This window comes from Thermostichus sp. MS-CIW-26, from assembly GCF_054059115.1.
In genome coordinates this window covers 88,419-112,782 of sequence record NZ_JBSSBV010000002.1, presented here as the reverse complement: position 1 = coordinate 112,782, position 24,364 = coordinate 88,419, and the positions used below count along the sequence as shown (strand labels likewise).

General features: G+C 56.8%; 24 protein-coding genes. 8 read left to right on the top strand and 16 right to left on the bottom strand.

The window, feature by feature from the left end; translation table 11 throughout:
* Window positions 1–3: 3 nt before the first annotated feature.
* Window positions 4–1,110, bottom strand: a complete 1,107-nt coding sequence (mnmA, locus tag ACVWZU_RS01430) for a tRNA 2-thiouridine(34) synthase MnmA (protein ID WP_457442970.1) — start codon at window positions 1,108–1,110, stop codon at window positions 4–6.
* 102 nt (window positions 1,111–1,212) lie between these two features.
* The gene (locus tag ACVWZU_RS01425; protein ID WP_049749566.1) at window positions 1,213–1,962 is read right to left on the bottom strand and encodes a HEAT repeat domain-containing protein; all 750 of its coding nucleotides are present in this window, start codon (window positions 1,960–1,962) and stop codon (window positions 1,213–1,215) included.
* A gap of 502 nt (window positions 1,963–2,464) precedes the next feature.
* Here ACVWZU_RS01425 and ACVWZU_RS01420 point away from each other — a divergent pair.
* Window positions 2,465–3,349, top strand: a complete 885-nt coding sequence (locus ACVWZU_RS01420) for a hypothetical protein (protein ID WP_414421811.1) — start codon at window positions 2,465–2,467, stop codon at window positions 3,347–3,349.
* A 221-nt stretch (window positions 3,350–3,570) separates the two neighbouring features.
* On the opposite strand, the gene ACVWZU_RS01415 is transcribed toward ACVWZU_RS01420, so the two are convergent.
* Window positions 3,571–4,158, bottom strand: a complete 588-nt coding sequence (locus ACVWZU_RS01415; RefSeq protein WP_414329849.1) for a hypothetical protein — start codon at window positions 4,156–4,158, stop codon at window positions 3,571–3,573.
* Window positions 4,159–4,465: 307 nt separating this feature from the next.
* Between ACVWZU_RS01415 and ACVWZU_RS01410 the strand changes: the two genes are divergently transcribed.
* Window positions 4,466–5,407, top strand: a complete 942-nt coding sequence (locus tag ACVWZU_RS01410; protein ID WP_457442968.1) for a hypothetical protein — start codon at window positions 4,466–4,468, stop codon at window positions 5,405–5,407.
* Between the two features lie 47 nt (window positions 5,408–5,454).
* Here ACVWZU_RS01410 and ACVWZU_RS01405 read toward each other — a convergent pair whose 3' ends face one another.
* From ACVWZU_RS01405 to selD, 3 genes are all read right to left on the bottom strand, one after another.
* Window positions 5,455–6,591 (bottom strand): ABC transporter permease, encoded by a 1,137-nt coding sequence (locus tag ACVWZU_RS01405; RefSeq protein ID WP_414413612.1) that lies wholly within the window; start codon window positions 6,589–6,591, stop codon window positions 5,455–5,457.
* 156 nt (window positions 6,592–6,747) lie between these two features.
* Complete coding sequence (locus ACVWZU_RS01400) at window positions 6,748–7,245, bottom strand: hypothetical protein (protein WP_457442966.1); 498 nt, start codon at window positions 7,243–7,245, stop codon at window positions 6,748–6,750.
* Window positions 7,246–7,388: 143 nt separating this feature from the next.
* Window positions 7,389–8,456, bottom strand: coding sequence for a selenide, water dikinase SelD (gene selD / locus ACVWZU_RS01395; RefSeq protein WP_414406871.1), 1,068 nt, complete (start codon window positions 8,454–8,456; stop codon window positions 7,389–7,391).
* Window positions 8,457–8,573: 117 nt separating this feature from the next.
* On the opposite strand from selD, the gene ACVWZU_RS01390 reads away from it, so the two are divergent.
* Window positions 8,574–12,071, top strand: a complete 3,498-nt coding sequence (locus tag ACVWZU_RS01390) for a DNA polymerase III subunit alpha (RefSeq protein ID WP_457440610.1) — start codon at window positions 8,574–8,576, stop codon at window positions 12,069–12,071.
* 37 nt (window positions 12,072–12,108) lie between these two features.
* Here the strand turns inward: ACVWZU_RS01390 and ACVWZU_RS01385 are convergent, their stop codons facing one another.
* The 9 genes from ACVWZU_RS01385 to ACVWZU_RS01345 all read right to left on the bottom strand — a co-directional run bounded on the left by ACVWZU_RS01385 (window position 12,109) and on the right by ACVWZU_RS01345 (window position 18,356).
* Window positions 12,109–12,369, bottom strand: coding sequence for a glutaredoxin family protein (locus ACVWZU_RS01385; RefSeq protein WP_457442964.1), 261 nt, complete (start codon window positions 12,367–12,369; stop codon window positions 12,109–12,111).
* Window positions 12,370–12,378: 9 nt separating this feature from the next.
* A complete protein-coding gene (locus tag ACVWZU_RS01380; protein ID WP_011432809.1) occupies window positions 12,379–13,206 on the bottom strand; it encodes a carbon-nitrogen hydrolase family protein in 828 nt (275 codons plus the stop codon).
* A gap of 40 nt (window positions 13,207–13,246) precedes the next feature.
* Complete coding sequence (locus ACVWZU_RS01375) at window positions 13,247–13,468, bottom strand: DUF2839 domain-containing protein (RefSeq protein ID WP_414329235.1); 222 nt, start codon at window positions 13,466–13,468, stop codon at window positions 13,247–13,249.
* A 150-nt stretch (window positions 13,469–13,618) separates the two neighbouring features.
* Window positions 13,619–14,374 (bottom strand): anti-sigma factor domain-containing protein, encoded by a 756-nt coding sequence (locus ACVWZU_RS01370; RefSeq protein ID WP_414421818.1) that lies wholly within the window; start codon window positions 14,372–14,374, stop codon window positions 13,619–13,621.
* Window positions 14,371–14,694 (bottom strand): sigma-70 family RNA polymerase sigma factor, encoded by a 324-nt coding sequence (locus ACVWZU_RS01365; protein ID WP_457442962.1) that lies wholly within the window; start codon window positions 14,692–14,694, stop codon window positions 14,371–14,373. Before ACVWZU_RS01365 ends, ACVWZU_RS01370 begins: the two co-directional genes overlap by 4 nt.
* Before the next feature lie 223 nt (window positions 14,695–14,917).
* Window positions 14,918–15,631 (bottom strand): DUF4394 domain-containing protein, encoded by a 714-nt coding sequence (locus tag ACVWZU_RS01360; protein WP_457442960.1) that lies wholly within the window; start codon window positions 15,629–15,631, stop codon window positions 14,918–14,920.
* A 623-nt stretch (window positions 15,632–16,254) separates the two neighbouring features.
* Window positions 16,255–17,037 carry an ABC transporter permease gene (locus tag ACVWZU_RS01355; protein WP_457442958.1) on the bottom strand — a complete coding sequence of 261 codons (783 nt, stop codon included), beginning with the start codon at window positions 17,035–17,037 and terminating at the stop codon, window positions 16,255–16,257.
* 17 nt (window positions 17,038–17,054) lie between these two features.
* Window positions 17,055–17,798, bottom strand: coding sequence for a class I SAM-dependent methyltransferase (locus tag ACVWZU_RS01350; protein WP_011432803.1), 744 nt, complete (start codon window positions 17,796–17,798; stop codon window positions 17,055–17,057).
* Window positions 17,799–17,828: 30 nt separating this feature from the next.
* The gene (locus ACVWZU_RS01345; RefSeq protein ID WP_457442956.1) at window positions 17,829–18,356 is read right to left on the bottom strand and encodes an FHA domain-containing protein; all 528 of its coding nucleotides are present in this window, start codon (window positions 18,354–18,356) and stop codon (window positions 17,829–17,831) included.
* Between the two features lie 391 nt (window positions 18,357–18,747).
* Between ACVWZU_RS01345 and ACVWZU_RS01340 the strand changes: the two genes are divergently transcribed.
* From ACVWZU_RS01340 to ACVWZU_RS01320, 5 genes are all read left to right on the top strand, one after another.
* The gene (locus tag ACVWZU_RS01340; protein WP_414341745.1) at window positions 18,748–19,392 is read left to right on the top strand and encodes a DUF3038 domain-containing protein; all 645 of its coding nucleotides are present in this window, start codon (window positions 18,748–18,750) and stop codon (window positions 19,390–19,392) included.
* Between the two features lie 73 nt (window positions 19,393–19,465).
* Complete coding sequence (locus tag ACVWZU_RS01335; protein ID WP_457442954.1) at window positions 19,466–20,413, top strand: DUF4335 domain-containing protein; 948 nt, start codon at window positions 19,466–19,468, stop codon at window positions 20,411–20,413.
* 398 nt (window positions 20,414–20,811) lie between these two features.
* A complete protein-coding gene (locus tag ACVWZU_RS01330; RefSeq protein WP_457442953.1) occupies window positions 20,812–21,867 on the top strand; it encodes a CobW family GTP-binding protein in 1,056 nt (351 codons plus the stop codon).
* A 91-nt stretch (window positions 21,868–21,958) separates the two neighbouring features.
* Window positions 21,959–22,285, top strand: a complete 327-nt coding sequence (locus ACVWZU_RS01325) for a hypothetical protein (protein WP_414329244.1) — start codon at window positions 21,959–21,961, stop codon at window positions 22,283–22,285.
* Between the two features lie 2 nt (window positions 22,286–22,287).
* On the top strand, window positions 22,288–22,509 hold the full coding sequence (locus ACVWZU_RS01320) for a hypothetical protein (RefSeq protein ID WP_011432797.1): 222 nt from the start codon (window positions 22,288–22,290) through the stop codon (window positions 22,507–22,509).
* A gap of 45 nt (window positions 22,510–22,554) precedes the next feature.
* Here the strand turns inward: ACVWZU_RS01320 and guaA are convergent, their stop codons facing one another.
* The gene (gene guaA / locus ACVWZU_RS01315; protein WP_457442951.1) at window positions 22,555–24,105 is read right to left on the bottom strand and encodes a glutamine-hydrolyzing GMP synthase; all 1,551 of its coding nucleotides are present in this window, start codon (window positions 24,103–24,105) and stop codon (window positions 22,555–22,557) included.
* Between the last annotated feature and the right edge of the window lie 259 nt (window positions 24,106–24,364).

The following is a 24,364-nucleotide window of genomic DNA, read 5'->3' as shown; positions in this document are numbered from 1 at the left end:
GACCTAGGGAGAAGGGCGCTCCAGGATCCCTCCCCCCAGCAGGAGATCCCCGTGGTACCAGACGGCGGCTTGGCCAGGAGTGACCCCAAACTGCGGCTCGGCAAACTGCAGCTTTACCCGCTCTGGCGATTCCGGGATCACCATGGCGGGCACTGGGGGGGTACGGTAGCGCACCTGAACCTCAACAGCCAAGGATGCCGTCGGCGCCGGGATAGAGACCCAGTTGACTTGGCTTACCCACGCTTCAGCCTGGGTAGCCTCCTCCCGTTCCCCCACGACAACGCGGTTCATGGCCGCATCGATGCGCACCACGTAAAGCGGACGGGAAGAGGCAATCCCCAACCCCTTGCGCTGGCCCACCGTGTAGTGGTGGATGCCCTCATGGGATCCCAGCACGCGCCCCTGGGTATCGACAATTTCCCCCGGCCTTTGACCCAGGTGCTGATCCAAAAAGTTGCGCATCGAGCCGTAGGTCTCGATCAAGCACAGATCCTGGCTTTCGGGCTTATTTGCCGTAACCAAGCCGTAGCGCGCGGCAATCTGGCGGGTTTGGGCCTTGGTGTAGTTGCCCAAGGGGAAGAGGCTGTGGGCCAGGTGCTCTTGGCTGAGGTCGTAGAGAAAATAAGACTGATCCTTCTGCCGATCCACCGCCCGCAGCAGTTGATATCGCCCCAGCTCGCTGTTGAAACGTACCCGCGCGTAGTGGCCGGTGGCAATCTGAGAGATGCCCAGGGTCTCGCGGGCATAGGTTAGCAAGGGACCAAACTTCACCAGCTTGTTGCATTGCGAGCAGGGCAGCGGTGTGATCCCGTCCGCATAGCCGGCCACCAGGTAATCGACAATGTTGGCTTGGAACAGCTCGCGGCTATCCACAATATGGTGGGGGATCCCCAATTGCTCACAGATGGCGGCGGCGTCCACCAGGCCGTCGGTGCAGCACTGGCCTTTCCCCCGCATCAGCCAGAGAGTCACCCCCTCCACGGCGTAGCCCTGTTCCTGCAAAAGGGCCGCCACCGTAGAGCTATCCACACCCCCAGAAAGAGCCGCCACAATGCGGGGCCGCGACGGGGATGCAACAGGTGAAACCGATGAGTGGGGGCTGATAACCATTGAGACAAGGGATCCTAGGAAAAGAAAGGCTCAGCCGGAAACAGAGGAGGCCTCTCTCTGGGGATTGGGGAACCCGGAACAAGCTGAGCCAGGATCTTTACTTTAGCCTTCCTCAGAATTGGCTGGCCCGGATCCCTTCTCAGGGGTGGTTTCTGAGATGCCCCTTTGCCGCAAGCGCCGCAGCGAATCCAGAGCCGCCGCCGCAACGCTATCGTGGGGATCCCTGGCCAGGTAGTTGAGAGCAGAAACGCTCTTGGGGGAAGGCAAATTGCCCAGCGCTTGGGCCAGCCGCTGCCGCACCAGCCAGTCTTCCGATTGGGCAAACCGCAGGATGTGATCCAGGGCCCGCGGATCCCCCAGTTCTCCCAAAGCTGCGATGGCCGCCTGTTGTAGCAGCTCTTCTGGCCCCTCCAACGCCCGCAGCAGCACGTCGTAAGCCCGCGGATCCTTCAAGTTCCCCAAGGCCACCGCGGCACTGAAGCGCACCAGCCATTCTACATCCTCGTAGAAAGCACGCACTAAAGCTTCAAAAGCCCGCGGATCTTCCAAGTAGCCCAGGGCACCTGCCGCGTCGGCGCGAATGCCATAATCCGGGTCTTGGGTGAGGATTTCCAGCAATTTGGGCAGACAGGCGTCCGTTTGCTTGATCCCCAGGGCAAAGACGGCAAAAGAGCGCACCTGCAGGTTCTCATCGTCGATGACCTGCAAAATCAGCGGCACCGCCTGCTCTGCCGGCACATCCCGCAACTGGGCCAAGGCCACCATCCGGTCTGCAGAACGCGGGCTGCGCAAGCGTTGAGCGATCTCCTGTAAACGGGCGGGGTTGGCGGGATCCAAAGCAGAGACAGTCATGGCGTTAACAAATATTTACAATCTTTCTTCAGTATGGCAAACGAGGCTGCGCTTGGACAGAGGCCGTCTTTGTCTGGCCCGGTCGGGATCTCTGGGGACATGGTGCCACTGTTTCGATCGACAAATCCTAGCACTGTTGTCGAGAAAAGCAGGTTGACTTGGCCCCATCACGAAGATTTTGGATATTTTGGTGGAGAGGATACGAGGCTCTGATACATTTACGCTGAACACTGCTGAACATCACTGTTCAACTATGCAGCGATAGCATTCTGTTTGTTTCCAAACAGAATGGCGGTATCCCGCAAAGCTTTGAGTAGAATACCCAAAGCGCAGTTTCCGTGTCGTCTTACTACCAATTTTCTGCTTTGGCTACCATGTTGGCAGACTCGAAAGTAAACAGAAAGATCAACTGGTAGTAATCCGTACTGAACATATTATACATTATTTTCAGTATAGTTGAGCTTATTATTGACTAGAGTCATGCTCTCTCCCGGTGGTCTCTATGCTGAAATCGCTGCCTGCTCGCCCATTGTCCTGCTTTCTTGTAGCCGGCCTGCTGTTGGCAGGGGGCGTTGCGTTTTTGGCCCCCCGTTGGTTCCCGGCTCTGGCCAACGAACAGGCTGTTCCTGAGGCCGAACTAGCGCTTCGGCCCCTCTTGCCTCCGGGATCCCGGATCCTCAGCTCGCGGCGATTGAGCGACACAGAAGCGGAAATTTGGGTGGAGTCTCGGGGGGGAACCAGCCCTGTGATCATGCGGCTGAATGCTGCAGGGACTTGGGAACAGGATATGAGCGCCACCTTGGCCCGCGGAGCCAGCCAGATGCAAGCTCTCGCCCGGCAACAAACGGTGAACTTGCCTGCCGGCTTTGGCCAGACCGCCCCCGATCAACCCCCGCCGCCGGTGCCCTCCCTTCTGCAGGCTACCCAAGCTGCCTCTAGCCTGATCCCGCCAGTGGATCGAGAGCAGGAAACCCAGCGGGCCTTGAGTGGGGCTGGCCGTGTGGATCCCTTTGTGCCTCAAAACGTGCGTGCTCCTGAACCGCAGATTGTCCTGCCGCCCCTGCCTCCACCTCCGGTTTTGCCCCCTCCTGGCAGCGGCAATGGCGCCCCTGTAGCCGTGGCTACCCCGATCCCAACGCCTACCCCTGACCCAGCTGCGTTTGCCCGCAGTGTACAGGTTTCCGGGATGATACAGATCGGCGGCGAGTCCTTTGCTCTGGTTTCTGGCCCAGGTGTCATTCCCGCTGTGGTGCAGGCCGGGCAAAACTACCAAACCGCCAAGGTGGCCGGAGTATCGGTGCCAGAGCGACGGGTTGTGCTCTCGGAAGGGGGAGAAACGGTCGTGAAGCAAATGGAAGACACCAGCGTGATTGTAGGTGCGCCCTAGCTTCAGCAGCAGCAAGACACCGACGGTAGAACGGGCTTATTCCAAGTAGCAGCCAACTAGCAGTAAAACAGTTGGCTGGCTTGATTCCCAACTCCCCCTTCCAGAGGGGCCGGGGGCAAGGGTCAGAGGTTACTTGAACGGGCTCGGAACAACCCTAGTTGGAAGATAGGAGTTACCAGATCTCCAGATCCCGAGATCTTGGCGGCAAGGCCGAGAAGACTTCAAAAGCGGGGTTCGCTGCTGAGGCGGGAGGGCTGCTGTTTTAGGTAGCGCAAAAACTCCCGCAGCTCGGCGTCGCTTAGTTGGTGGCGAGATTTCTTCTGAAAGCGACGTTCCAAAAACTCTTGTCCTTCCTTGCGGCCCCAGCCAATGCGCTGCATCTCCACATCCGTTTGGGCAATGATGTCCGATAGGTCATCCCCATAGGCCGCCGGCTCACTTAGACCGGGCAGCTCTGGGGAACTTGGCTTTGCAGGGATCCCTATCGACTCGGGGGCTGGAGAAGCAGGGGAAGACTGAGCGTGTCCGTTGGCCAACTCAGGAGTTGGCAGATAAGGCACCCTGGCGGCAGCAGAATCCATGCCCAAACTCAAAGAGGAAGTGGGGCGACCAAATCCTGCGTGGTGAAGGGCGCGCTTCAAGGCAGCATCTTCCGCCTCTTCGACGGTGTTCGAGCCAGCCATGCCACTGCCCAAAACCGTGTTGTTCACCACCACCTGGGCTCTGACAATGTAGATCCCTTCTTCCACCCGCAACAGATCGGTGAGCAAGCTGCCCATGGGGTACCGCTCTCGAAAGTCTTGGATCATGTTGGCGTCAGAACCTGTTGCTGCTGAAGCTCTGAATACAAGCTAGCCCGAAAGTTAACTTGGCATCCAGATCTCAATCCAATCCCACCCTCAATATCGACATTGAATTGATATAAAGCGAGAGATCTCAACAAGAGGGAGCTGTCCGAGCAGATAACATCCCGGCTGGTGAGGGTATGCTATGGCCAAGGAATCCAGTTATATTAAGCAAGCGTCAACCCACGTGGCTGGCTTGGAAAACCTGAATTATCAGCAGCTCAGCCTTGACTCTTAGCTCTATTGTCGGCGCCAAGATAGATGGGGGACTATGGCCAGCGATACCATCGGGGTCAGCTCAGCGAGTTTGGGACGGGCAGCCATTCGAGAGCGCAACTACGGCACTGCTTTGCAGTTGCTCCGGCGAGCTTATCGTGCGGATCCCAGCCCAGAGAATGCCCGTTGGCTGGCCACCGCCTACGAGGAGGCGGGTTACCTTCAATTGGCCGCTCTGTACCGAGAATTGGCCCAAGAGCGCAGGGAGACTCCCAAAGCGATTCAATTTCAGGCCCCCAAACCTCCCGGCACCCTTGAGGAGCTGAAGCAGCCATCTCCTGAACCGCCGGATCGCAAGACCATTCCCTTGCCGCAGCCGATCCCACGCCCAACCCCACCCGCATCTCCTCCGGATCAGCCAATTTGGGTTTACAAGCCCACCCCCATCGATCCCAAAAGTATCAGCCGCCAAGCGCCCCTTCGACCTCAAGCTGCAGAGCCTGCCCCTTCCCCTCAACCATCGGCGGAGAGGGACGACTATCTGCCGGTTCAGCACGCCCCGGATTTGAAAAACCCGCAGCAGGGATCCCCCTTTGTGCGGCGACTGAACCAACTGCATCGCCAGTTTAAGGATCAGCCCACAGCGGAACTGGCGCTACAACTGGCGGAAGCCTACGACGAGCAAAAGAACTTTAAAGAGGCCCAGCGCTACTACCGAGAGGTTTTGGATCTGGATGACTCTTGGCTGTTACGACCGATGGTGCAAGAGCGCCTAGAAGAGCTGCGGCAACTGCAGGAGCCAACAGCCGAACAGAATCCTTGGGCAGATCTCTCAGCCCAAAACTTGCTCAAGCTAGGACAAAAGTTGGAACAGGAAGGGGAAGTGGCTCGTGCCGAGCAAGTTTACCGGCAGATCCTGAAAATGGATGCCACCCTGGATGTCCATGCTAAGGCTCGCAAGGGTCTAAACCGGCTCTATCCCGACGGAAAGCGGTGATTTGCAGGCCACTCCATTCCCCTCACTCGGCGCAATGGGGAAGCAGCTCACCCTTCCCGAGGATCGAGGGCGTCCCGCAAACCATCCCCCAGCAGGTTAAAGGATAGAGAGGTCAGCACCACCATCAAAGTGGGGGCCAGCACCAGCCAGGGCTGTAGGATGATCACCGAAGCGTTGGTGGCCAGCGAGAGCATGTTGCCCCAAGAGGCATCCGGCTGTTGGATCCCCAACCCGATGAGGCTCAGCACCGACTCTGCCGCAATGTAGCCGGGCACCGCCAAGGTTGCCGAGATCACCACATAAGTGGCTGTCTGGGGCAAAATATGCCGCACCAGCAGATACAGGGATCCCGCCCCGGCCACCCGCGCTGCCTGCACAAAGTCCCGCTCTCGCAAGGACAGCACCTGCCCACGAATCACCCTGGCTAGGCCCGCCCAACCCACAAAAGAGAGGATCACCACAATCACCAAAAAGCGCTCGGCATTGCTGAAGGGCACCCCGGTCAGCGGATTCACCTGCAACACCGCTGCTAGCGACACCAGCAGATACAGCGTCGGAATCGACATCAACACCTCTGCCAAGCGCATCAGGAGCGTATCCACCCAGCCCCCAAGGTAGCCGGATATGGCCCCCACCAGCAGACCAATGGGGAAAGAGATGCCAATGCCCGCCAAGCCGATAAACAGGCTGACGCGCCCGCCATAGACCAAGCGACTGAAATAGTCCCGACCTTGATCATCTGTGCCCAGCAGGTGTAGCCGTGCCACAGAGGGCTCTTCGCCGATTGGGGATCCCACCTGTCCTGCTTCTGCAACAGGCCGCAGCGGGACGGTGCCAAACAGATGCCGATTGGAGGGGATCAACCCCAACCAACGGTAGGGAGTACCGGCCACAAACAAGCGGATCCCGGCTGGACGGCTGGTATCCACCAAGAGCGGGCGTTCTCCCGTTTCCAGATCCACTGGCCCCTGGCGGGTTGGATAAACGTGGGGCCCAATCCAAGCGCCCGATTCATCCCAAAAGTGAATGGCGGTGGGCGGCAGAAGGGATCCCCCCGGTTGAGATTCCAGTGGGCTGTAGGGGGCAACGAACTCGGCAAAAATGGCGCAGGCGTAGAAAACAAGAAGAATGTAGGCTCCTGCTTGGGCCCATCGATTGCGGCGAAGCCGTTTCCACCACTGCATAAGGCAGAGATTCCAGTCGAGTCCAGTTGAACCAAATGCCAACGCAAATTGGCTTTCAGTGTAGCTGATCGTGTCTTGTTCCAGTTGCAGAGAGGGCTGCAAGGTGTCACCGATTCATGCTGGCAGGACGAGTCCCTTCCCCAGTCCAAGACAAGCTCAGCCTGCCAAGGAATAGCTGGGGCTGTAGAGGGCCGTCATCTCCATCCGCACCGCAGCAACCGTCTGGGGCAGCACTCCCACCAGCCGCGCCAAAATGTCATCGGGCAATTGGCTGACCAAATCCGCAGAGAAGAACTCCTCTAGGCTGAAGAGCAAAATCCGCGCCCGTTGCGCCGGCAGAGGATTATCGGTGATTTGCTGTAGCCAACGCATCCAGTGCAGCCGCTTGGCATAGGCACTTTGCCGCTCTTGGTGGTCTTGCGGATGCAGCAAAACCACATCCCCAATGGGGACAACGCCGCCGGACTCCACATCCAAGGGCCCCCCAACAGCAGCACCCGGCCCGGCAAACTCAGCATGAAACGTCTTGCAGATGATCAGGGCGTTGTGCCGCTGGGGATCCACCATCAACAATTGCCCACTGCTGAGGGTTCGAATCAGCTGGCCAGGCTCAACTCGCTGAACCAGACTACGGCTGGGGGGAAGCTCGCTCATAGATCTCAGGATATCTCAACCTTCCCTTGCCTCACATGGTATCTTTAACTTTCTCAGAGCTGCTTGACGCAATCTTCATACTGAGCCCTCTATCGAGACTTTGCATGAGACTTTGCATGGTGAGTATTGCCAGAGGGTCTTCTTCAGGCTGCCGCTGGGCTGAGGCTGATCTTGCCGGTAACATGGATTCTGGTGTCTCCGGCTTGGCATCGGCCAATGCGACGGGCGTAGGGGTAGCCGGCACTGTGCAGCTCTTGCAAGAGGTCTGAGGTGTAGCCGGGATCCACCGCCACCAGCAAGCCCCCGCTGGTTTGGGGATCTGCCAGCAGCAGTTGCTGCCACTCGGGCAGGGATTCTGCCTGTACCCCCTCATAGCCCTGCCAATTGCGACGAGCCGCCCCTGGAAAGATCCCCGCCTCTGCCAGCGAGAGCGCTTCTGCCAAAAACGGAATGGAAGCCAGATCCAAACTGGCCCCCACCCCCGAGCCGCGACAGACTTCCAGCAAGTGTCCCACCAGGCCAAACCCTGTTACATCCGTCATGGCGTGAACTTGCGGTCGCCGAGCCAGTTGCGAGCCGATGCGATTCAGCTGGGTCATCACCTGCAAAACTTCCGCGTAGCCTGCCGCACTGAGCTGACCCTTTTTCAGAGCGGTGGTCATCACCCCGATCCCCAGCGGCTTGGTCAGGATCAGATCGTCCCCGGCTTGGGCCGTGGCATTGCGGCGAATGTGGTGTGGATGGGCCAAACCTGCTGCCACCAAGCCGAAGATGGGCTCCGGCGAATCGATGGAGTGCCCCCCTGCCAAAGGGATCCCGGCTTCTTGGCAAACCTGGATCCCTCCGGCCATGATCCCTTGGATGGCCTGCATCGGCAGGGTATTGACCGGCATGCCCAAAACCGCCAAAGCCAGAATGGGAGTGCCCCCCATCGCGTAGACATCGGAAAGGGCATTGGTTGCCGCGATCCGACCAAAATCCACCGGCTCATCCACAATCGGCATGAAGAAGTCGGTGGTCAAAATTAGGGCTTGGTGGTCGTTTAGTTGATAGACAGCCGCATCATCGCTGGTTTCAGCTCCCACCAACAAAGCCGGATTTGGGGATAGCAGGGGCACATCCTTAAGAATTTGTTGCAGCAGGGCCGGGGCAATTTTACAGCCGCAGCCACCGCCGTGGGAGTACTGGGTGAGGCGAATGGGAGCATCCATAAATTCAAGAAAAGGGAAAAAACATCAGCTGACTTTACTGTAGCGGCATCTGCGGGCAGTCGAGAAATGGACACGCTGAGTTAAGGTTAAAGGGATCCCACTATCCATAGCGTTGCCATGTCTTTTGTTCCTTTGCATCTCCACAGCGAATACAGCCTCTTGGATGGCGCCAGCCAATTGCCGCGTCTGATCGAGCAGGTGGTGGCTATGGGTTTGCCGGGGCTGGCCCTGACGGATCACGGTGTCATGTATGGGGCGTTAGAGCTGGTGAAACTGTGTAAAAGCAAAGGGATTACTCCAATCATCGGCAATGAAATGTATGTAATCAACGGCGATATCCGCGACAAAAGCCGCAAGTACCCCAAGTATCACCAAGTGGTTCTGGCCAAAAATACCCAGGGCTACAAAAACTTAGTGAAGCTAACCACCATTTCCCATCTACATGGCATTCAAGGGAAAGGGATTTTCTCTCGCCCCTGCATCAACAAAGAGTATTTGGTGCAATACAAAGAAGGGCTGATCGTCACCAGCGGCTGCTTGGCAGGAGAAGTGCCTCAAGCTATTTTGCAGCGGCGGCCAGAAATTGCCCGTGAAGTTGCCGCTTGGTACCAAGAGCAGTTTGGGGATGATTATTACATTGAGATTCAGGATCACGGTTATCAAGAAGATCGCTTTGTCAATGTGCAGTTGGTGCGCATCGCCCGCGAATTGGGGATCCCGATCATCCTCACCAACGATAGCCATTTTATTTCCTGCTGGGATGTAGAGGCCCACGATGCGCTGCTCTGCATTCAAACAGGCAAATCCCTTACTGAAAAAAATCGCCTTCGCTACACCGGAACCGAATACCTGAAAAGCCCAGAAGAGATGCGCCGTCTCTGCCGTGACCATTTGGAACAGGAGGTGATTGACGAGGCCATCGCCAACACCCTGAAGGTGCTGGAAAAGATCGAGGGCTATGACCTATTTGGGGAAATGCGCATGCCCGACTACCCGGTTCCACCGGGCCATTCTGCCGATAGCTATCTCACAGAATTGGCCTGGCAGGGGCTGGCGAAGCGCTGCGGTGTTGCTCAGCCGGATCAGATCCCCCAAAACTACCAGGAGCGCCTGCGCTTTGAGCTGAACATCATCCAACAAAAGGGCTTCTCCAGCTATTTCCTGGTGGTCTGGGACTACGTTCGCTATGCCCGCGAGCAGGGGATCCCGGTGGGGCCGGGGCGAGGCTCGGCAGCAGGATCCCTGGTGGCCTATGCCCTACAAATTACCAACATTGACCCGGTTAAATACGGCCTACTGTTTGAGCGATTTCTCAATCCAGAACGTCAATCGATGCCGGATATCGATACGGATTTTTGCATCGAGCGGCGGGGAGAGCTGATCGACTATGTGACCCGCAAATACGGCCAAGAGCGAGTCGCCCAGATCATCACCTTTAACCGCATGACCTCTAAAGCCATTCTCAAAGATGTCGGTCGAGTCTTAGACATTCCCTACTCAGAAGCCGACAAAATGGCGAAATTGATCCCGGTATCCCGAGGCAAGCCCGCAAAATTGGAAGAGATGATTGGCGAGGATACTCCCGCTCCAGAGTTCAAAGAAAAATACGAGAAAGACCCAACCACCCACCGCTGGATCGAGCTGGCACGTTTGTTGGAGGGCACCAACAAAACCTTCGGGGTTCACGCTGCCGGTGTGGTGATTGCTAAGGATCCCTTAGATGAGATCGTGCCTCTGCAGTACAACAATGAAGGCCAAATTATCACCCAGTACTCGATGGAAGATATCGAGTCTTTGGGCTTGCTGAAGATGGACTTTTTGGGTCTGCGCAACCTGACGATGATTCAGCGGGCAGTGGAACTGATCCGAGAACACAATGGCGTCAATATAGATCTGGATAACCTACCCCTAGACGACAAGAAAACCTACCAGCTTTTGGAAAAGGGAGAGCTGGAAGGGATCTTCCAACTGGAATCTTCTGGCATGAAGCAGGTGGTGCGGGAGCTCAAACCTTCCAACCTGGAAGATATTTCTTCAGTATTGGCCTTGTACCGGCCAGGCCCATTGGATACGGGCATGATCCCCGACTTTATCGATCGCAAGCACGGTCGCAAACCGGTAACCTATGCCCACGAACTCCTCAAGCCCATTCTTCAGGATACCTACGGAGCCATCCTCTACCAGGAACAGATCATGCGCATTGCCCAAGACATGGCCGGATACACCTTAGGCCAAGCCGATCTGCTGCGGCGAGCGATGGGGAAAAAGAAAGTCTCCGAGATGGAGAAACACCGCGAGCAATTTGTGCAGGGGGCAGCCAAGCGGGGTGTAAGCCAAGAAGTTGCCACAGAATTGTTTGATCAAATGGTTGCTTTTGCCGAGTATTGCTTCAATAAATCGCATTCTACTGCCTATGGGTTGATTACTTTTCAAACAGCTTACCTCAAGGCCAATTACCCAACGGAATATATGGCAGCCTTGCTCTCTTCTGTGGGGGGAGATCAGGACAAGGTACAGCGCTACATTACCTATTGCTTGTCAATTGGGATCCAAATTCAGCCGCCGGATATCAACCGTTCTGGAATGGACTTTACTCCCCAGGGATCCAGCATTTTGTTTGGTCTGGGGGCAGTGAAGAATGTAGGGGAGGGGGCCATTCAAAACATTTTGGCTGCCCGTCAAGCTGATGGCCCCTTCACCTCTCTGGCGGATTTTTGCCAGCGGGTGGATCTGCGCATTGTTAACCGTCGTGCCCTGGAGGCCCTGATTTGTGCGGGCGCTTTTGATTGTATTTCTGGAAATCGTAAACAACTAATTGCCGATTTGGATCCCATCCTCAGTTGGGCAGCGCAGCGAGCCAAGTCCAAAGCCATCGGCCAAGCCAGCTTGTTCGATCTACTGGGGAGCAATAGCAGCGCCGGCAATGGATTTGTGGAGGCTCCGCGTGGGCCGGCTACTGAAGATTTTCCACCTCAGGAAAAGTTGAGGCTAGAACGGGAGCTGCTGGGGTTTTATGTCTCGGATCATCCGCTGCGGCGCATTCAGGAGCAAGCGCGGCTACTGGCCCCCGTCAACCTAGCTGACCTGGGCGGCTGTGCAGCCGATGCCTCTGTGGGCGTTCTCGCCCTGGTGACTGCCATTAAAAATGTCACAACCAAGAAAGGGGATCGCATGGCCATTTTGCAACTGGAAGATCTCACCGGCAGTTGTGAAGCGGTGATCTTTCCCAAAACCTATGAACGTTTGCGCGGTTGCCTGGAGGTGGATCAACGGCTGTGGGTCTGGGCCAAAGTGGATCAGCGGGATGAACAGGTGCAACTGATTGTGGAAGATTTGCAACCGATTGAATCTGTTAGCTGGGTAACGGTGGAGATCCCTCTCGACTCTGCTGGGACACTGGAGGATCGATACCGTTTACAGACGCTAATCGCTCGCCAACGCTCGGAAATTAAAGAAGAAAATCGCATTCCTGTCGTGGCTGCCATCACCGCCCATCCCCATACCCTTTGGGTGAGAATGGGATCCCAATTTTGGGTTAACAATGCCCAAGCCGCCGTTGAAGCCCTGCGTCAAGCCGGCTACACCGCCCGCAGCGAATCGCTGCTCTCTCCATAGGCATGGCAGAGAAAGCTCCGGCAGCAGCAGGAGAAATTCAACGGAGCTGTTTCTCAAGCCAAGCCCGCAACTGGCTCACCGTCAGCCGAGGGGAAGGACGTGGCAAAGGTCGCTCGGGATCCCCTGCCAGGGTGAGCACGGGAACTTCCAGTTGGTATCGCTCCCACCAACTCGGGTTGGAGGTGATGTCGCGGATTTCCAACAGGGTGATCTCAGGGATTTGCCACAACTTATCGGCCAAGCCTTCGCACAGGTGGCAGCCGGGTTTGCTGTAGAGAATCAGGGGGGGCCAAGGCACAGCGGATCCCTAGCGGGTGACGGTGCAGGCCAGCCGACGGTGTTGTAGGGAAGGCATCTGCCGCCTGACCAACTGGAAACGCTCTGGGTTAATTTCAGCAATGGCCACCCCCGGTTTTTCGCCACCCGCATCCGCCAAGATAGTCCCCCAGGGGTCCACGATCATGGCATGGCCGTGACACTGTCGCCGCTCGTAGTGGGTGCCCACCTGGGCGGGGGCTATCACGTAACAGGTGTTCTCAATGGCCCGGCATTGCAGCAAAACCTGCCAGTGATCCCGACCCGTGTAGGCCGTGAAGGCGGCAGGGATGAGCAAAATCTGGGCTCCGCGATCCACCAGGGATCGGTACAGCTCTGGAAAGCGTACGTCGTAGCAGACCGACAAACCGAGGTTCCCCAGTTGCTCTTGCTCGCAGGTGACCACCTCATCTCCGCTGACCACCGTGTTCGACTCGCGGTAGGTATTGCCGTCGGGCAGATTGACATCGAACAGGTGGATTTTGCGATAGCGGGCCAGCTCTTTGCCGTCAGGGCTGTAGAGGGCAGCGGTATTGTAAACTTTGCCCTGCCCGTCCGGCACAGGATACCCTCCTCCCAAAATAAATACTTGGTAGCGCTGGGCCATCTTGGCCAAAAACTCCTCCGCCCGCTCCGCAATCTCGGGGGCAAGGCGGGCTTTCTCGGCTTCCGGCCCCATGAAGGCAAAGTTTTCTGGTAGTGTCACCAGCTCGCACCCCTGGCGCACTGCAAAGTCGATCCACTCTTCCGCCTGCTGCAAGTTGCTGGCCAGATCGGGAATGCTGGTCATTTGAATGGCGGCTGCCAGATAAGAGCGCATAGACGGAAACTCCAAAGGATGCTAAAGGGGATCCGGCCGGCTAGCCGACCAGATGCCACCAGCCGAAGGCAGGCCCTACAAATCGGATCACCACCCAAATGATGGCCAGGAGAATGATGCCTGCCCAAGCGCCACGGGTTGTCCAATTGTAGATGGCGCGAGCTTGCCCTTTGGTGAGGGGAATGTCTTTGAGGTTGGGAAACACCAGCTCTTGGTCGGGATCTTGGCTGATGCGGGTTTTACGGCGCTTCGCTTCGCCCATGGGGTGGCCTCCAAGTTCTTCGCTGGGGTGGCGACTTTTATCTTAAGGTTTTCTGTCTGGGTCACAAGACTGGGTGGATATCAATCTGCATAATAATCGCCTATTTACCCCATCAGGCCACGCCAATCCATGGGCCTGCCGATGCTTTCCCTAGCCGGAAATCCACAAAGGGGATCCCTGGTGCTCTTGGGGACGATTGCCATCCTCTTCGGTAATGGCCACAGCCCGCACCCATTCTGTAGATTCAAACACCGGCGGTAGGCGCAGCTCCTGTTGGCGATTTCCTGTTTCATCCACCGGAAAAGCTGCCACGAGAACGGCCCCCGCCCTATCGGTGGTAAAGGGCGCCTCCGGTTCCAGCACCACCCACAGGGCATAGACCCGGCCTTCCGGCAAAGGCGGCAACCCTTGGGCCACCAATCGCCCTTGCAGGCGCTGGGGATCCACCTCAAGCTTGACCGAGCCGGCCAGGTTCTCCGCAGTCGGCTGCAATTCATAGGTCAACACCTCGCCAGGGATCCCTTGAGTCTGGGCTAGCTGCAGCCTGCGCCACAGGTAGAGGTTCCCCAGCCCCAAAGCGACGATCAAGCCTGCGGCCACCGCCCCCAAGCCCCGTTGCCAGAGACGGGATCCCTTGGCAATCCAGGCGGGGGTGCGCATCGGTTGGGCTGCCTGCTCCGCATGTGCCTGCAACAGAGAAGCCCGCAGGGCGGGGGGAGGTTGCTTTTCCTCCACGCCGTAGGCTGTCTCCAACGCCCGTTGCAACGCTTGCAGTTCTCGGTGCAGCTCCGGGCGCAGCTTGAGCAAGGCTTCCAGCCGCTCGGCCTCTTCCGGGGAGAGATCCCCCAGCACGTAGCCCGCCAGCCACAGTTGCAGTTCTTCGGGAGACACAGATTCGGCTTTCATGAGGAGCCTCCCAACAACTCGCGCAGCCGCAGCAAAGCCCGCCGAGCTCTGGCTTTGACCGTTCCCAAAGGCAGATCCAGTTGCTTGGCAATTTCCGTTTGGCTCATGCCTTCGTAATAGGCCATCTTCAAGACTTGCCGTTGACTTTCGGACAACTCGGCCAAGGCCGTTTGCACCTCGGCCACCCGTTCCGCTTGGGCCAACTGCTCCAAGGTGGGATCCGCAGCAGGACTACCCTGCAATTCCACTCTGCCCTGTTCCAGGGAGCGCTGTCGATTCCGCCAAGAGCGCAGCCGATCCAAACAGCGAGAGCGAGCCAAGATGCTCAGGTAGGTGCGCAGGGATCCCCGTCTGGGATCAAAGGAGGAACGAGCTAAGGGGAGATAGAAGGCCCAATCCTGAGCTGGGATCGGGCCGGGTCAAGGATCAACAGCAGCAACGATCTCAAAACGATTCCAACAATTGGTTCCAAATCAATGAATCCAAAACATTGATTAATGTTGATTAACCTTGATTTAGATAGGCAAATGGGAATCGGCTTTCCTAGAGGGCGGCCAAGCCAAAGAACGGCCCACCCGGCAGGGTGCCCAGGGATGTGGCCCGACCGGTGTTTAGTTCAATTCGATACAAGGTGGAGCCGCCGATGGCAAAGCCGGTATCCACTCCATCAGCAGTACGGATGTCAAACCCACCCATAGGGCCGAAGTTCACCCCCAGAGGGCCAATGGGCACCTGAACCCCATCGTTGGGGGGATTCTGCAACACCAGCAGGTTCCGTTGCCCGTCGATGTTCAGCAGCCGCGTGGATTGGGCACCCGCCACATTGTTGGTGTAGGCGGCGGCGGTGATGGCCGGCTGGGATCCCTGTAGTTCCATTGGGCCAAAGGCCAAAGGTCTATCTTGGATCACTTCGCCCGTATCCACATTGATGCGGAAGTTCTGGCCATTGGCTCCCACCAAGCGCAGCCGATCCGGAACAGGGTTGAAATCCATGCCAGAAAGCGTGCCCGCGGTGAAGGGAACCGACAGAGTGCTGGCCACGGTAGCGACACCGGTCTGCAAGTTGATGGTGTAAAGGATGCTGGTGTCGGTCAGCCCGTAAAGCAGCCGGTTGGCAGGGCGCACATCGATACCAATGAGGTTGCCGTTCACTCCTGTTACCGTCAGGGATCCCTGCACAAAGGCATCGGCGGAGCGGATAAAGGTGAGGCGGTTGCCGCTGCTCAAAGCCACCAAATCCGCTTGGGAAGGCATCATCGAAGACGAAGTGCTGCTGCCACAGCCCAAGAGAGCATGACTTTAGTCAATAATAAGCTCAACTATACTGAAAATAATGTACAATATGTTCAGTACGGATTACTACCAGTTGATCTTTCTGTTTACTTTCGAGTCTGCCAACATGGTAGCCAAAGCAAAGCAGAAAATTGGTAGTAAGACGACACGGAAACTGCGCTTTGGGTATTCTACTCAAAGCTTTGCGGGATACCGCCATTCTGTTTGGAAACAAACAGAATGCTATCGCTGCATAGTTGAACAGTGATGTTCAGCAGTGTTCAGCGTAAATGTATCAGCAAAACTGCCGGCTATCACAGAGGCTGCTACAAAGCTTGTGTGTTTGTGCATTGAACAGGCTCCTCAAAAGATCGACAAACCATCAAAACCACTGACAGACAAGCCCCCCTAAACCACAGAGCCTGTGGCTGCAAAGCGCTGCAGTGAAAACTTTTTTGCCCTCAACCCAGAGAACTCTGCGATTCCCTCTGCCTTGTGAAGGAGAAGGCAGTTGTTCTCCGCGATGTCAGCGCGTGGGGCGCGTCTGTAGAAATTACTCAACTCCCCGGAACTCGGATGCCTGGGATCCAAGCTTTTTGGCCCAGACTTTAACTGGAAGCGCTGGTGTAAAAGCGCAGGGCAAAGCGCCAGAAGAGATGGGATCCCCACAACAGCCCTGCCGCCAGCAGAGCGGATCCCAGCAGCCACGGCCATTGGGCTCGCCCCAGCAAGGTCTCCGCCGGGATCGTTGTCAAGAAAGCCACCGGCACGATGAAGGTAAAAAACACGCGGTAGGCCACCGGATAAGCCACCATCGGGAACCGCCCTGCCTCTACCAAGCCCCGTAACACCTCGGTGACGTTGTAGATTTTGACAAACCAAATGCTGGTGGCTCCCAACATAAACCAGAGGCTATAGAGGATGATCAGCCCCAGCAGCAGAGGCAGCAGCCCCAGAGCATAGGCCCAAGCAGGCAAATGGAGCTGGATCCCGGCGTAGAGAATCAGCAACAGGCCAAAGCCGATATCCACCAGGCCCCAGGGGGAAAACACCCTGGCCGACAGCCAAAACTGGCTGCTTATTGGCTTTAGCAAAACAAAATCCAAGGTGCCTTCCTGCACCTGCTGCACAATGCGATTGAGGTTGACGTTAAAGAGACTGGCCGACACCCCCTGCAGAATGGTGAACACCCCCAACACGATGAGGGCTTCCGGCCAACTCCAACCGCCCAGCCGGTGCCCCTGCTGGTAAAACAACGACAGCCCAAACAGAGCGGATCCCAAGCCACCCAGACTGCTGAGGCTGGCAAAGAAAAAATTGGCACGGTACTCCATTTCTGCCGCGATTGAGGTGCTCCAAAACAGCCACAATATCCGCAAATAGCGCAGCACCTTGGTTTTCTCCAATCTCAGCTTTTATCCCACTTGCGGTAACAGCGGGCGGTAATGAAATAGGGGTGAAACACCTCCAAAAAACAGCTTTGCAGCACCTGAAAGAATTGCTCTACCTTTTGCGGGTCGTCCAGGTGAAAAGGAAACTCGCCGTTAAACCCCTTGAAAAAGTACCAATTGATCAAAAGCTTACCTGACGGCTTGAGCCAGTCGTAAAACTGCCGCAACTGCGCTGCCGGATCCGCCAGATGTTCCACCACATCGAAGCAGATGACCGTGTCAAAAAAGATCTCTTCTGGGAAGTTTTCTGGACAGTGGATGCGCTCGGTTAAGCCCAGCTTTTCCGCCCGCCATTGCACAAACTGCCGATGGATGGGGTTGATATCCCAGAAGATCACCTGATCCACCGCTGCGCAGAGGGCCGCCCCGATAGCATGGGTGCCGATGCCGCCGCCAAAATCCAACACCAACCCGCGGGCATGATCCGCCACCAGGCGTAAGGTATCGCCGATGTAGTCGGTGCTGCTCAGGTGCCAAGCCGCCAAATCCAGCAGATAGGCGGATCTCACCTGATCCCGATAAAACGCATCTGCCCGATCCCAGCCAAAGTCTCGCCGGCCCAACTCCGCCAATTGCTGCTGCCCTGCCCGCAGTTTCTCCCGCAGATCGGCAGCCCCAAGGCCCAGGAAGGATCCCAGATGGGCTTCTAGGTCAAAGGCATTTTGCCAGTAGCCGCTCAGAGCAGGTGGGATGGGGGGCACAGGAGGATTCAGAAGACTGGTTGGGTTGGCTTAGGCAACAGTGAAATCCTCTTCCTCTGGCTGAGCCAGGTTTTCCGGGTTCGGCTCCGTGTCTTTATTAAAATCAAAGGTGGATGGGGATGTAGAGCTAGCAGCATCCAGAGGCTGCAATAACTTGGCTAGGATTTCCGGGCTGAGTCGATCCGTTGTCTCCACAATTGCTGTTACGTTCGGCCCAAACCTTATCTTATCTAGGAGCTGAAGGCGATGGGACAAAACCCGTTTTCCGTTGACGAATAGGCCATTGGTGCTGGGCCTGGATCCCGGACTGCCATCGAATACCATGTAGCTGTACTGCAGGGATCCCTGTGCAGTTGGCCCTGAACCTGGGATGCGGATGAGGGAAGCGTGTTTCCGAGAGACGCAGGGATCGTAAAGGCGAATATGATTGTCTTTAGACCGTCCCACTGAGTAATAGATACTATCCAGAACAACCCCCCTCTGCCCCAATCGATCCCTGAAGATCAAGACCCAGTGAACAGGGACAGGCTGAGTACTGCAGCGAGCAGAAGAGGCCATGATGAATCAAGCTGCACCTAGAGTCGCTGGTGTCAACAAAAGGGAAACTCAATAAAGGTGGGTAGTCACTTAGCTCTTAAAGGCCAAAGCAGCAGCTGCTTTCCCCATTATAAGTAGCCATCCCCCTGAGTCCAAAAGCCCAAGTTCAGCTAGGAGTAGGGGTGTTGCCGAAACAGAAACCGGCCCAGAAAACCCATTCTTATTGGTCTAAGATGCATCCAGAGTTACCCCGTTTTGGGGAAGAACCCTGAGAGCTCAACTCTCGGCAGGCTGGCGAGCAGTCTAGCATACCCAAAGTCTTTTAGACTAGAGCGCAGGGAGGTAGGTTGCAGGTTTGGCTTGGACAGGAGATCATAGAGTTTCGTCGAAACCCAAAGCTCCCATTGACAGCGTGACGGTGGAACACAAGCACATTCAGTTAGACAGTCGGCCCGTTGGCCTGAACACAGCCACCGGTACCATCAAAGCCCAGTTGGACTTGCTACTGCTGGGGTTGGAGTCCCTGAGCGGAGAAAGTTCCGAAGCGGTTCTGGCCGCAGCCAAAGCCCTCAACTTGGAAGAGCAGATTGGCGACCGGGTGACCCTCTGGCGACTGCGCAATGCTAACCCCTTGCGCCGCAGCAGCGGTGGGCGCAAAAAGGTCGATATCGAAGAGGCCCGCGCCCTGGTGATGGTGATTGCCTATCTGGCTGCTCAGCAACAAGCCCGTATCCGCAGCACCTTGGAGCAACTGGAAGCCGCTGTCGATCAAGAGCTCAGCCCCTTCCGTCAGCCGCTGGTGGGAGATTACTTGGATGAATTCCTCTCTCACTACCGCAGCCGCATGGTGGATGGGGACGTGCGCGATGAGAATAGCCTCACCGAGCTGGCCCTGCGCATCTTGATTGAGCTGATGTTCTACAGTAGCCCGAAAGGCGCTCAGCGCCTGTGGAAAGCCTTGCTCAGCCGTCCTGAGATGGATTTGCCCGCCGGCAGCGATCTGGAAGAAGAGGGGGTAGCCCACAGCTCCGGCCCCGATACCTCACCCTCTTCTTGAGGCAGGTTCGTCAATTATCACCTCTGTTATCGCCTCTGTAGCCCTCTACCCGTGTTGTTTGCCCGCAGTTGCCATGCCCAACCTTACCCTGGTTAGCCACACCTATCAACAGCCCACTTCTACGCTGACTGTACGGGGAGAAGCCCCTGCCGATTCCAATTCTTCAGACTCCTCTGCAACGCCGCCGCTGCAAGCCATCCAGCGCAGCTTCGAGTGTCAGTTGGAAATCCGCCAGGGGGAGACAGTCAAAACTTTACACGGCGATAACGTTTGGCTCAACGATTTGATCACCGTAATCGACCGCTACGTGGGATCCCACTTGAGTGGGGAACCCAAGGGAACCTTCAGCGGTACCGTGGCCATCCGTCCGCTTGATTTTATTTTTCATCGTCTCACGGTGCGCCAAGGGGAAGATCGCATCGCGCAGGTGGATTTGTCGATGACGCAGTTGTACGACCTGCTGGAGAACCTCTCCCAGGTGGCGGATGACATTCCCCAACTGGCCAATCTGGGAACTCCGGTGACGCGGGCTTGGTATCGACAGCCCACTGGGATCGCGGCCCTGCTGGTGGGCGGGATCGCAGTTGTGGCCGGTGTTGGGATCTGGGCCAGTCGCCCCCCTAGGGATCCCACAGCTTCCCCTTCCCCGCAAGAGCAGCTCACCATCCCTGCCTTGACGGGTCAATCGCAGCCTTTGGCCACATCCCTCCAAGAATCTGACCCAACAGCGGGAAGAGAGGCAGCAGGGGCGGATCCCCTTTCCCGTCTGCGAGACATTTTGGCAGAGCAGTGGCAGTCTCCCCCCGATTGGCCAGAGAGCTTGGCCTATCGAGTAACTGTAGATGAGACGGGATCCCTGCTGGCTGCCGAGCCGGAGAATGAGCTTGCCCGAGAGCGCCGAGCCGAAACCCCCTTTGCCAACCTGCCGGAGCTACCGCCGGATCCCTTGCCAACAGGTGCACAACAGTTCCGCGTCAGCCTAGAGCCGGGCAACCAGGTGGAAGTAACCCAGGACAGGTAGGCATCCCGACAGGCCAAGCTGGGGTGGGTCAGCACTATAGTCTACCTAGGGATGTTATCGATAGTCACTTCAGGTTAGGGTGAGACCCGTGGGCCACTGAGAACAGCTCTCTGGCCCCCTGCGTTCAACGTTTTAGGTGTTGGGTGCATTGTCCCAGTTTGAATCGAAATAACCCTACTTTCAGGGCCGGGGGATTAGAGGAAGCGATCTGACCCTGGAGGATTAAGCCGGAAAGAGAGAGACCATCCAGTTCAGACAGCCAAGGCTGCCGCCAATGCCGAGGCGCAAAGGCTCTACTGATCGCATCTGAAGGGTTTAATCGGCTTCAGACAGCTAGGGCAATGAGGACAAGAGGATAAAGTGGAAGAGTTCCCTCTATATCGGATCGCTGCCACTCTATGACCGTAACCATCGAAGTGCCCAAGCGAGGCTTACCTGTCACCATCATCACGGGCTTTTTGGGCAGTGGGAAAACCACCCTTCTCAACCACATCCTCAACAACCAAAAAGGGATGCGCACAGCGGTGCTGGTCAACGAATTCGGCGAGATCAGCATTGATGCGCAATTGATTGTCTCCAGCGAAGAAGATTTGGTCGAGCTGAACAACGGCTGCATCTGCTGCACCATCCGGGACGACATCGCCGAGAGCGTGTTGCGGTTGATGGAACGCTCCGACAAAATCGACTACTTGGTGGTGGAGACCACGGGATTGGCGGATCCTTTGCCGGTTGCCCTCACCTTTTTAGGGCCAGAATTGCGAGACCTGACGCGGCTAGACTCGATTGTCACGCTGGTAGACGCCACCAATTTTGCCCCCGATCTGTTTAACAGCGACGTGGCCTATAGCCAAATTGCCTATGGGGATGTGATTCTCCTCAACAAAATCGATTTGGTCGAGGAAGCCGAAATCGAGCGTCTGGAAAAACGCATCCGCGAGATCAAAGAGGATGCCCGTATTTTGCGCACCGTCAACAGCGCAGTCCCCCTGGAGCTGATCTTGGATACAGACCTGTTTCAGGCCAGTTCCTTGCCCCGAGAAGAGGCCCATGACCATCCCAGTCACGACCACCATGACCACGATCACGATCATGACCACTGCGAACACCCTGACCACCACCACTCCCATCACAGCCACATTGAGGCTGACGGCTTTAACTCCCTAGCCTTTGAGAGCGATCAGCCCTTCTCTTTGGATGCTTTCCAAAACTTTCTCAACGAGTTGCCCGATGCAGTCTTTCGCGCCAAGGGGGTGTTGTGGTTCGAGGAAAGCCCAGAACGACACATCTTTCACCTCAGTGGGCGGCGCTATACCCTCAGCAGCGATGAATGGCCGGGTCAGCCCAAGAACCAGTTGGTGCTCATCGGTCAACATCTCGATACAGCCCAGTTGCGGGAAAAGCTCCAGGCCTGTCTTGTCCGTCCGGATACACAGGGTCGAGGGTTGGGTCGCTGAACCATGGATTGACAGCGGTCCAGGCTAAAGAAAGTTGGGCTATATTCCAGCAGCCTTGGCCCTAAAGCCCAGAGGTGAGGGCTTACCTTCCATGTCCGACATCTTTGTGATGATCCGCAATCAGGCCAACAACGCGCTCACCTCCATCGATGGGATCCCTTTTCTCAGTTTCCTGGAGCGAGAGGGGCAGTTGATTGCAGAAGAAACCATTGAGTTGATCTATGCGGACGCTGGATTTGATGACCTGCCAATTGGAGAATACACTGTGGGGGTACGGCATGAACGGGTGGAACCCCCGAAAGCCACCTGCCCGGTCAGTATTACCTCTGAGGACGAGGTTGTTTTGGTAACATTTGTTTACCTTGAGCCCGAGCGGGTTCTGCTGACTATTCACGTCTCTGTGGAGAAGAGGTTGTAGCCATGACTGTCAAGGTCATCCCATCGCGCTCGATCAAAGCCTTTCGCTATCGGGTGTTTTGTTTGGGACAGGATCTCTGGAATGCCCGGGATCCGATTAGCCGTGCCAACCTTGCTCTGCAACTGGCGGATGCCGCTACGACTTTGGCCCGAATGGAAGTCCAAGCCGCTCAGCCCTTCAGCTCAAGCCCTTCCTATTCCCTGCCGGAAGCTGGCCATAGGTAGCCATCGATCCAGCCGGGAATCGAGGCCAGACGCAAGGGATCCCGCCTACTCCCACTCGATGGTGCCAGGGGGCTTGGAGGTGATGTCGTAAACCACGCGGTTGATGCCGGGCACCTCGTTGACGATGCGGTTGGAAATGGTGGCCAAGAGGTCGTAGGGAACTCGCGCCCAATCGGCGGTCATACCGTCTTCACTGGTAACCAGCCGCACCACCACCGGGCAGGCATAGGTGCGCTTATCCCCCATCACCCCCACCGACCGCACCTCTGGCAGCAGCACGGCAAAGGCTTGCCAAAGGTTGGGATAGTAGCCGGAGCGGTTGATCTCCTGCCGCACGATCATGTCCGCTTCTCGCAGGGTTTCCAGCCGTTCTTTGGTAACCTCGCCTACAATGCGGATGGCCAGCCCCGGCCCCGGAAAAGGATGGCGGCCCACAATCTCTTCCGGCAGACCCAAAGAGCGGGCCAGTTGCCGCACCTCGTCTTTGAAGAGCTTGCGCAAAGGCTCTACCAGCTTAAAGCGCAGATTTTCGGGCAGGCCGCCGACATTGTGATGGCTTTTGATCTTGACGGCAATGCGTTCTCCAGTAACCGGATCCACATGGGTATTGGCAGACTCGATCACGTCTGGGTAGAGAGTGCCTTGGGCTAAGTACTCAAAAGGACCCAGCCGCTGGGATTCTTCCTCAAACACGCGAATAAACTCTGCCCCAATTCGTTTGCGTTTTTCTTCGGGATCGGTAACCCCCTGCAACTGCCGGAGAAACCGCTCCTGGCCATCCACGTAGTGGACGGGAATGTGAAATTGCTCTTGGAAAAGGCGCAGCAGCCGCTGGGGCTCTTCCTTGCGCATAAACCCTTGGTCGATGAACACGCAGGTGAGCTGGTCGCCGATGGCCTTGTGCAGCAGAAAAGCCAAAGTAGAGCTGTCTACCCCCCCCGAGAGGGCCAACAGCACCTTCTTATTGCCCACACGGGCACGTACCTCTCGAATGGCTTCCTCTAGAAAAGCTGCCGTTGTCCAGGTGGGCTCGCAACCGCAGATGTGATAGACAAAGTTGCGGATGAGAAAGGCGCCAGCCTCTGAGTGGGCCACCTCCGGATGAAATTGCACCCCGTAGAGACGACGCCTTGGATCGGCAATGGCGGCACAGGGGGTGTTGTCGGTAGAGGCCAAGGTGTGAAAGCCCGGCGGCAGTTCGGTAACCGAATCCCCGTGGCTCATCCACATGATGCTGTTTTCCGGCAGGTTGGTGAGCAGGTCGGTGGGATCCAAAATGTGCAGAGCGGCACGGCCATATTCCCCCTTCTGGGCTGCTTCCACCTTGCCCCCCAACTGCTGCACCATGAGTTGCATGCCGTAGCACACCCCCAGAACCGGGATCCCTAGGTTCCAAATCTCAGAGTCACACACCGGAGCGGCTGGCTCATACACCGAGTTGGGGCCCCCGGAGAGGATAATGCCCTGCGGTTGCAGTTGCCGCAGTTGCTCAGCAGTGGTGCGATAGGAAAGGATTTCCGAATAGACGTGGGTTTCGCGAATGCGGCGGGCAATCAGCTCAGAGTACTGGGATCCAAAATCGAGAATGACGATCATCTGGCGCTGCACTTCGAGAGGGGAAAGGCCGGAACTGGGAGGAGATGCAGAAGGGATCACAAAACCTGGCACAGTGCACAATAAAAAAGCCGGTCCAAGAGACTAGCTTGGCTATGGATACGATGGATACGAAAGAAACATTAAGGGCTCTTCCATGGTAACAGGGGTGGAGAGCTTGCACGCGGCTGCCTGCTCTAAAAAGCCTCTGTCAGGCTTGCCGAGAAAACAGCGCTTCTCGGAGGAGTCTCGCCGAAAAACC